Annotated in this window: 6 protein-coding genes and 1 pseudogene; all 7 read right to left on the bottom strand. The window is 39.7% G+C overall.

Annotated elements, in window-relative coordinates; all coding sequences use genetic code 11:
• Nucleotides 1-706: 706 nt before the first annotated feature.
• The gene (locus tag J2S00_RS19505; protein ID WP_307343905.1) at nt 707-799 is read right to left on the bottom strand and encodes a putative holin-like toxin; all 93 of its coding nucleotides are present in this window, start codon (nt 797-799) and stop codon (nt 707-709) included.
• 414 nt (nt 800-1,213) lie between these two features.
• Nucleotides 1,214-1,390 carry an ATP-binding cassette domain-containing protein gene (locus tag J2S00_RS19500; protein ID WP_307343898.1) on the bottom strand — a complete coding sequence of 59 codons (177 nt, stop codon included), beginning with the start codon at nt 1,388-1,390 and terminating at the stop codon, nt 1,214-1,216.
• Nucleotides 1,391-1,630: 240 nt separating this feature from the next.
• Nucleotides 1,631-2,044: a very short patch repair endonuclease gene (locus tag J2S00_RS19495; protein ID WP_307343902.1), complete on the bottom strand. Its 414-nt coding sequence runs from the start codon at nt 2,042-2,044 to the stop codon at nt 1,631-1,633.
• Nucleotides 2,045-2,207: 163 nt separating this feature from the next.
• Nucleotides 2,208-3,884, bottom strand: a complete 1,677-nt coding sequence (locus J2S00_RS19490; protein WP_307343895.1) for a response regulator receiver domain — start codon at nt 3,882-3,884, stop codon at nt 2,208-2,210.
• Nucleotides 3,881-6,994, bottom strand: coding sequence for an ATP-binding protein (locus tag J2S00_RS19485; protein WP_307343893.1), 3,114 nt, complete (start codon nt 6,992-6,994; stop codon nt 3,881-3,883). The genes J2S00_RS19490 and J2S00_RS19485 overlap by 4 nt, the downstream gene beginning before the upstream one ends.
• Nucleotides 6,995-7,020: 26 nt before the next feature.
• Complete coding sequence (locus J2S00_RS19480) at nt 7,021-8,082, bottom strand: DNA cytosine methyltransferase (RefSeq protein ID WP_307343890.1); 1,062 nt, start codon at nt 8,080-8,082, stop codon at nt 7,021-7,023.
• A 230-nt stretch (nt 8,083-8,312) separates the two neighbouring features.
• A pseudogene (locus J2S00_RS19475) lies at nt 8,313-9,250 on the bottom strand (TAXI family TRAP transporter solute-binding subunit).
• Between the last annotated feature and the right edge of the window lie 221 nt (nt 9,251-9,471).

Below are 9,471 nucleotides of genomic sequence, written 5' to 3'. Positions count from 1 at the left end.
CCATTTTTCTGGGTAGTCATCCGAATCTGCCTTGATTTAAAAGTATTTTGTAAATTTTGTTTGTCCAAAAAAGGTTTCAAACTGTCGAACTCGGGGTATGTTAAACTGAAGTTATCTACATCCATTTTAAATATAGATATACACATTGAGGAAGAACGGATCATGCAACAAAGGAACTAAACACACCAAGCAGGAAGGAGTTTGTTGATGATGGATAAATGGAAACAGTGCCGGGCGGGTATTTTGTTTCTTTTGGTGTTATTGACAGGCTATTGCGAACAGTGAGAAAACCGTTGAAAACCACTACTATCTCTCACTGACAGGGAAAAGCGACATTAGAGTGGAAGGATACGAAGTGGTGATTACACCAGAGAAATTGAAATCAGGCAAAGAACGCATCACCTTATATGACCAGCAAAAAGGCCTAGCTTTTAAACTGAGCTGGGGCCTCAATGTTGTAGAATATAAGGAACCAAAGATGTTCAAATAGCTCATACAAACATGTCCTTAAAAGTGAATTTGCATTGTGATAATTCCTTTTGTATAATATGGAATAGAAATGTGTGTGAGAGCGCTTAACTTGCATAAAATGAAAATGAGCATCGGTGCAGCAACACCGATGCTCTATGGCAGCTACACCGCATGAAGAGCGGTGGCCAATGAAGGGCTTGTTAAAGTAACTCACCCTTTGCCGTGACAGGGTGGGTTACTTCTTTTTTTGTCCTTGTGCTACAGCGATCACTGTCACCACTAGAGTAGCGAAAGCAATCATCAGCATCAAAGCTTCATGGATTTTCACCAACTCGGCAGTACCCCCTAAACAAAAATAAAAAGGGGAAAGCCACCGCCCACCCTGCATAAGTAGTTCCCAATTAGTAGTATATCATATTTTTTATTTTCACCTAATTATTTATTATGCGGATGGCTTCAATGCTCTAAAGCAAATTGACGCCATTTGTTAAAAAATGAAACGGTGATTTGATTGGGGTGCTGAATCACCTCTTTGGTGTCGCCTTCCTGGGCCATGGCGGTCAATGAGCACGATCAGCCGGTCCGTCATATAGTTCACTTCCATTAAATCACGGCTGACAAAGAGGGCTGTGGTTTTGGTCCTTCTTTAGGATCTGTTTCAAGTCCTCCATCAGTGAAACTTTGGTGGGGAAGTCAAGGGCAGAAAAGGGTTCGTCCAAAAATAAAATATCAGGTTCAAGGACTAGGGAACGGCCAGACTGATTCTTTGGGACTCTCCTCCGGATAAGGTATGGGCATGTTGACGGGGCAAATGGGTAATGTGAAATCGCCCCAGCCATTTCTCCACCCGCCGTTTCTGCTCTGTTTTGTTAAATTTACGAAACTTTAACCCTATGGCCACATTATCGACCACATTCATATCCAAAAGTAGTCCAATCTTTTCCGGTGTGATTTTTCGTTTGCACTTAGATCTCCCTTAATAAATGTCCAATAACTTAGCTGATTGTTCTTTGGACCACACAAAATCTCTTTGAAACTGCGGTATTTTGATAATGCCCTTATCAATGTCGTTAAGGATAGAAAATGTTATGATTGTAGTTCTGGCTGATACATTTCATCCCCCCTTTACATAAACCATACGGACATTTACGCTAAACATTTAGAATACATTTTTAATTAATTGTCCCGTAATCTTGTCCATCACTTCTTTAATATTTTTCTTAACCTGGCATTCCCAAATAATAATTATATTCCACCCCATACTTTCAAGCTCTTCAATTACTTGTTGATCACGTTCCATATTTCGGGTTAACTTCTTCAACCAAAATTCCCGATTTCGTTTGGGGATAGTTGCCTTTTTACAATTGGGATGTTGATGCCAAAAGCACCCATGAATAAAAATAACCGTTTTATATTTAGGTAAAACCAAGTCTGGCCTTCCAGGAAGATCTTTTCGGTGTAATCGAAAACGATACCCCATTTTATGAAGCAATGAACGAATTAATAGTTCAGGCTTGGTATTTTGGTTTTTTATATTTGACATTATCTCACTTCGTTTTTCACGACTAAAAATATCCGTATCACTGACAGCTTCGGAACAATGTTGATATATTCAGTTTCTTTACTGTCATGATTTGACTGAGCCACAGGTCACACCTACCCTCTACCATCTAAAAGAACAGGTTGATCTCCAGGGATTGTCTATAAGATATTGTAAAGTATAGAAGAAAAGAGTACTAAAAGAGTTGCTTATAGAAATTACTAACGTAATCCGATTCCTTGAAAAAGAGTTCGTTGACCCCGGCTCTGATCTGATACGAGGAGTATCGGTTAATAATCTTCTGTATGTAGCTCCGTTTTACATTAGTTACTTTACGATAGTTTTTGTCTAATTCATCTGCTTTTAGGGTAACGACATCAAAAAATTCCCACTTTATCAATTGAAGTTTACCGTTGATAGGTACCACCATATATTCACAGTTGCTTTTATTATTTTCTAATAAAATATCTGTAACTTTGCCTACGACAGTGCCTCTCAAAAACTTCAACATATGATCGATTTTTTCCAATCTGAACACATCACACCACGGAGTTATGCACAACAAATAATTTTCCGAACTCATACTTTTAAGAATGGTTCCAGTATTAATTTTATCCGGATAATCATCATAAAATTTCATTAGTTTGGTTAGAGTATATGCCTGCTTGTAAAATTGCTCTTTGAATGAGTCCGGGTCACGTATAAATTCGTCCAACACGAAAAGTATCATAATTAACTGTTTAACCGCATTTGTCTTTTTTTTCTTTTTCTTAACGTACGGTGACACCAAATCAATCAGCGGGGCCTTTAACTCTTGAACTGAACGAATCTCTGTCTCTTTAATTAATTTTATAAGTCCCTCTTTAAAATCTCTACTGTGCAATGCATCAGATATATACTCTCCTACATCCTTTCCTTCCAAATTATAAAAAGCAAGTAAATCATTCAGTTTTTCCTCTGTAAATGACTCCTCCTGCAATACTCTAAGTAAATTTTGTATTTTTAATTTAAAGTAAATATTAAATTCAGACTCATGTTGAGGAAGTTCCAAAATCTCAGATGTCAGTAACTCGTTCAGAAATTGGGGAATATCGCTGTCAAGTCCGGATGTCACAAATTGTGTATACAATACATTGTCAAAGGGAGCATTGAATCGCCTCATCGCCTTACCCAAGTTTTCATCAAAGCGATTGGCTATGTCTATGAGATGAAGCATGGTGTTCTTATTTTGAATCAAAATATTCGCCATTTCAGATATGATTTTATCCGGTTCCACCTCTCTTTTCGAAAAGACAAAGCCAAAAAGCGAGTTTCCCTCTCCTTGGTTCCGGTCCTGAAAAAAATGATCATCAATGAATTCAAAATCGGCTTCCAGTTCATCCCTGACTACTTGCAAATTATCTTCCTGCGTATATACCACTATACATTTGATTCCTTTTTCCGTACCGGCAAACTCCCGTATTATTCTTAAAGCTGCAGCCCCTCGAGGGGTCGGCGATGTCGAAGGCAGATTCTCGAGATTCCAATCGATTATTAAGAGTTTTGCATTATTAAATACAGGAGTCAGTTTTTCCAATTGCTCCTTGATATCCCGATCCCTTTCATATCGAAACGGCATGACAACAAAACCGTCTCGAATAAATTTTTCGTTTGTTTCATCAGGTCTGGAACCTAAACTAGTATAATCATCCGTCGTAGCAGCATATTCGGTTTGAACTTCTACTTCATTCCATTCCTCCAACTCACTATTATCAAACTCGAGATCCTCTTCCAGTCTTTCTTTGGTCATGAACAGCTCGTCATCAACAATCACGGCATTATCAAAATATCCTTTTACAATATCTTTAACTTGTTGTACGAGTTCATAGTTCATAAAATCTCTTCCCCCTTAATTCCCCTCTCACAGTCCGGATGAAATTCGATGCAGAAGCAGGCCCCCCCTAACGGTTTCAATTCCTTTCCCGCAGGAACCAAATAAAGCTTATGCCCCTTCGTTTTCAAAATGTCTCTTGACAAATAGAGACCTAAACCCCTGCCGTCGATTTTTTTTGTGAAAAACGGCTCGAATATGCGCTCTCGATCTCTGTCGGATATGCCATGTCCGGTATCATGAACATATAAGCAATCCAAATCGTTGGATGTATAGAAATGTATTTCTCTGCGATCACTGTTCAACATCCAATAGATGGCGTTCGAAACCAAATTCACCAAAGGCGTGAACAAAACCGGATCGGCTTCCTTTATATAAAACCCCTTCGGAATGTCATACACCGTCTCAATACCGTATTTTTTAACATCCGTTGAGAAATACTCAATCACACTTTCCAGAAATGCTCTCAAATCGATTTCTCTTCTTCTGTAACGGGTTTGTCGGTAAAGCGGACTTATGCGTTGATGAAGTTTTTCCAAGGAGCGAAACGCACCTAGCGTGTTTTCCACAATCGCGGCGGTCTTTTTATTCCTGCTGGCCCTAAGCATGATATCCAAATTCTCACGTATACGGTTATACAGATGGTTGAATTCATGACTGGTCAGCTCCGCTGCCAGCCCGACGGCAGACAAGTCGCGATACAGTTCGATTTCTTTTTTCAATAAGCCGATAAAAGCCTCGTCCGTCTCATTATTTCTATAATCTTCATATATCTCGTCCAAGTTTTCACTTAATCTTTTGACAAAGGCTGCTGCCTGATTATTACGAAGTTCCTGCGAATAGTCCAATATGTTTTTTTGCAATCTTTCCGTTAGAGATTCGAAATTTGACAGAACCTCCTGCGTTTCCTTTTCCAGTTTGTCAATATCGGTTAAAAGGTTGCTTGATTGCCATTGCTGATGTTTTGCGAGTAAATCCTGTTTAATTGTTTGCAACTCATCATTCAAAGGTGCGAGCATTTTTTCATGACGACTAACTTCGGATAAAAAATAGTTCTTTAATTTACGGTTCATCTCTTCCACTTGTTCGTTAAAGGTACTGCTTGATTCCTCTTCAATCTTTGCAATCATTTCCTTCGAAGTTGTATTACACCATCTAATGGCACGTTCCAAACTTCGAACGGTTTCATTTTCGTTGGTGCCTGACTCCACGCTCTTTGCCGTTATTTCGCTCATACGTTTTTCTGCATTTTTTATGGCTGATTCAATATAACCATTCAATTCTTCTATCGCTTTATCCAATGCCTGACTTTTTTCTTCGATAATGTCCAGCATTTCATTGTCATGTACGTATCTCAAATTCGGTTCAATTCTCAAATGACGTATGCCGTCAACTTTTTTATGTAACGTAAATCCCAATTCATACAACCGATTTTTCCATCCCATTCGATCCGAAACGTTATTTTGACTTGTTCCGATCCAATCTTCAATTTCCTCATCAATCACCCGTTTCAGACGGGCCCGTTCATTTGCCAACTTCTCATCAAAGTTATCAAGCTCGGTTTCAAGTCGTTTGAAATAGTCTCGTTTCCGCTTCTCCTCTTTTTTCTTTTTCTCGTTTAACCGTTCCTCCCTCTCTTTTTCCTTTCTTATTCTTTCCAAATAAATGTATCTTTTCCCCATTTCCTTTTTTTGTGTTTCCAGATAATCTATTGCCCACCACTTCAATAAATTAATAGCTACGCCTCTAAAATAGTTATAATAAGAGTTTTCCACAAATCCTTCCCGACTTGACTTATCTACCAAATGCGGGTTTTTCTTCTTACTGATCTCAATATAACCAAACATCCGTCGGTGACTGAACAAATAATAACCTGCTCCCCTAGAACGCCTCTCCTCAATATACAGAAAGTCATTCCCAGGTTCCCCATACGGCAATATGCGTAATCCATCCCGGAAAACGTAGATACCGCCAATCTTATTCAGCTTCTGTATCATGGTTTTATGCTGTTCCTTGGTTAATCGGGATTGAGATTCCTGACCTTCTACGAAATACCATTTTATTTTGATCGGACCGCAAGATTCGTAACCCTCGCTATACATCCCCTGTAATAAATCATCACTACCTACTGTGACCTCCTCCTTATCGTTGCCTACATATGCCACCCCGTGAAATACGGCATTTTCGTCTATCGTGCCTTTCAACGCATAATCATACAGCTTGAGATCATCCGGATTGAACCAGGCTTCATCCGTCAGTTTTTGCCCATTAATTTCTATCTGCGGTTTGAAACTTTCTTCCAAATGTCTACCATTAGCATCTTCCATATCGAATAAGTCTATGAAATTTTGAAAGGAGAACAAGACATCCTTCAATCGCTGAATTCTTTTTTCAATGTTTTCATCCTTTACCCGAGTTCTCAGATATACACCCCAGTCCCAAAAGCTTTCCAATCTTGCAATATAGAAAGTTGTTCCTTTTCCCCGTTTCTCATTGATACGCAAGCGATTCAACAATTCATTTCCGACCTTAAACTTTTGAATGTCCTCAGTAATTCGCAGAATATCTTTTTCAGTCCAACCATCGGAATTTGTGAGATTTGACTGCAGGACTTTCTTCATGTCACTCATATCGGTGGTTAGGTAATGCACAACTTCTTCATATGTATTGAAAGTGCGTATCGGTATTTCGATATCTTCCAAATAAATGTCGGGGTTTCTGAAAAGCTCCCAATGCAAAAACAAAACGGACCAGTTTCCGCCCTCTTTTTTGGAAACCAGCAGGAGGAGATCACCGAGTAATGAAATTGCCAATCGACCGATTCCCTTTTCACCGATTTTGACTCTGCCTTTTTTGGACTTTCGGTTTCCTTGGTGGCGTTTGGAGTATGTCCCCAACGTTAGCCAATTTTCCTGCAACTCCCGTTCAGTCATTCCTTCCCCATCATCCCAAACGATGATCCGATCCTTTTCAGTGTCGATTTTAATCAGACCTTCGGTAGCATCGGCATCATAGGAGTTTCGAAGCAGCTCCGAGATCGCAGTGATTTCATCCCGTATCTGCTCTTTTCCCAGAAGATCGACTGCCCGTGCGCGTGTCCTGAACTTTGCCATCATCTCTCCCCCTCCCTATCAAATTTCTAAACGGGAACCATACATTTTTCTTTCGTTACAAGCGCTTCCATAATGGATTTGCCTAACACATAACCGATAATCGGAGGCACTGCGTTTCCGATTTGATTTCTGATTTCTCCCTTATTGCCATAAAAAACAAAATCAGTTTCAAATCCCTGTAGTATCGCAGCTTCTCTCGGGGTAATGGGACGATCATGCAGGGGATGAGCAAACCTCCCCCTTGTGAAGTTGTCAAATCCGCACGTGATGGTCGGTGCGGGACGATTCATAGACATCCGACCGTATACATCGGGCCACCCGGTCTTTTTTCTGTGACAAGGCAGTTGTAACCTTTTGGGAAGGCATTTTCTTCCGCTTCCTTGCGGTACATAACGGATACGCTCCCGATTCAAATCGGAAATATTCGGAACGTAGTGGTTTGGAATCCTTGGATGCTCAGATCCGTCTTCAGGCGGACTGTCCAGATGACCTATGGCTTCCCATACCGATACCCAACGGTTTTTATGAGTCGGTAACGGGAAAGTATAATTAATATCGAGATCCTTTCTATATCCGACAATGATGGTTCTTTTTCGAATTTGCGGCACACCGTAGTCCGCAAAATTTACTTCGTAAACAAGAAGTTCATAATTCAACTGAAGAAATCTACGTAGTATTTTAATATATCTTGTTCCTCTTTTCTTTTGAAAGGTATCCACATTTTCCACCAAGATAAATTTCGGATTGAGACCTTTTACCAAACGAATATATTTTAAAATTAAATGATTCCTTCTATCCTTTTTTTTGCTTTTATGTTTTTGCCTGGAAAACCCCTGACAAGGCGGGCCTCCGGACAGTAAAGTCAGTTCACCCGGTTTCAGACCGGTTTTTTGCAATACTTCTTCAACCGATATATGATTAATATCTCTTTTGTCCACTTTTTGTGAAACGTTCTTTGAAAAAGTCATAACGGCTTTTTCATCATTATCAAATGCCCATTCCAATTCAAAGCCGGACCGTATCAGCCCCAAAGCCAGCCCCCCTGCTCCACAGAACGTTTCAATAAAGGTATAGTTATTTCTATCCATTTCTTTACACTTCCTATATCTAGCTCATAGTATTAATCGTGTTGCATCTTATATCTTTTATATTAGACAAAAGTCTAAAAAATCCTTTTATAAATGAGTTGAAGCAATATTATATAGAGACAATTTTAGACGGTCTTACTCTTCTATGCAAATGAAGATGGGATCGGGGGGAGGTCAAAAAGGGAGACTGGCAGGACATCATGTGTTTACCTGTCTCCCTTTGGGTTTTCTTACTCGGTCAACACTCCGATTTCTTTATAGTACCTTTCTGCTCCGGGATGTAAAGGAATTCCGGCTAAATCTGTTGTTGCTCGGTTAATGTCAAATTGTCCTACAATCGGATGGGCTGACTCTAGCTCATCCAAGTTCTCCCACATTGTTTTCACTAAATTGTATATGACATCCTCATCAGCAGATGCATCGGTAATGAGCATCATCTTAATGGCAAGTGTCTCTACATCTTCATCCTGATTGTCATATGTTCCTGCAGGAATCACAAAATCTGAGTACCAGGGGTATTTATCGATTAATGATGCTCTTATCTCGGGATCAATACTGATTAACTTTCCTCCTGCAGTAGATGTCATTTCAGTTACGGCTGCCGTAGGAAGGCCTGCTTGTATTAATGCCCCATCAATCTGCTTATTTCTCATCAGATCAATCGCTTCCCAAAACCTACAAAATTGGCCTGGATGTCATCTGGGTAGTTTAATCCATATTCCGTAAGAATGATACTTGATTCGACTTCAGGCGTGCTTCCACTGGCACCTGGCGCAAACCGCTTCCCTTTAATGTCAGCAATTGATTCAATACCAGCATCTTCGCGGACAACAAATTGGTTCGGGTTATAATATAATCCGGCGACAATTCTTACGTCTTCGTATTGTCTGCCTTCAAAAGAATGTTCACCATGATAGGCTTCCCAAATAATCCCCACTGTTGCAAAAGAGATATCTGCTTCTCTATCTTTAAGCAGGTTCAGATTATGTACCCCTCCATTAGATGCTTGAGCACTGACTTTATAGCCTAATTCTTCATTCCATAAATTAGCCATGGCTGAACCTAAAGGATAAATGGTGCCTGTTGTGGAAGCTGTCGGAAATTGCAAACTCACTGAAGAATCATCACTTCCGGTTTCAGTATCCCCACAGCCGGTTAAAACGGTCATTAAAACTGTGATACTAGACATCAAAATCAATAGCTTCTTGTCCATTATCTTATCCTCCTCGATCAATTAATATTAAATCTTAAAAACAGAATCTGTTTTTCAGCTCAATTTAAGTGCCCCACTTCACGATGACGTACAATATTTTGTGTAAGCACTTGAAAAAATAAAAATAGGTAGGGTATCCTCGGAATTGTCCAGATTCCATAAGAGAAAGGAGTACC

Origin of the sequence: Caldalkalibacillus uzonensis, assembly GCF_030814135.1 — a bacterium.
GTDB lineage: Bacteria > Bacillota > Bacilli > Caldalkalibacillales > Caldalkalibacillaceae > Caldalkalibacillus > Caldalkalibacillus uzonensis.
The sequence above is the reverse complement of the archived record's forward strand: the minus strand, read 5'-3'. Positions and strand labels throughout refer to the sequence as shown.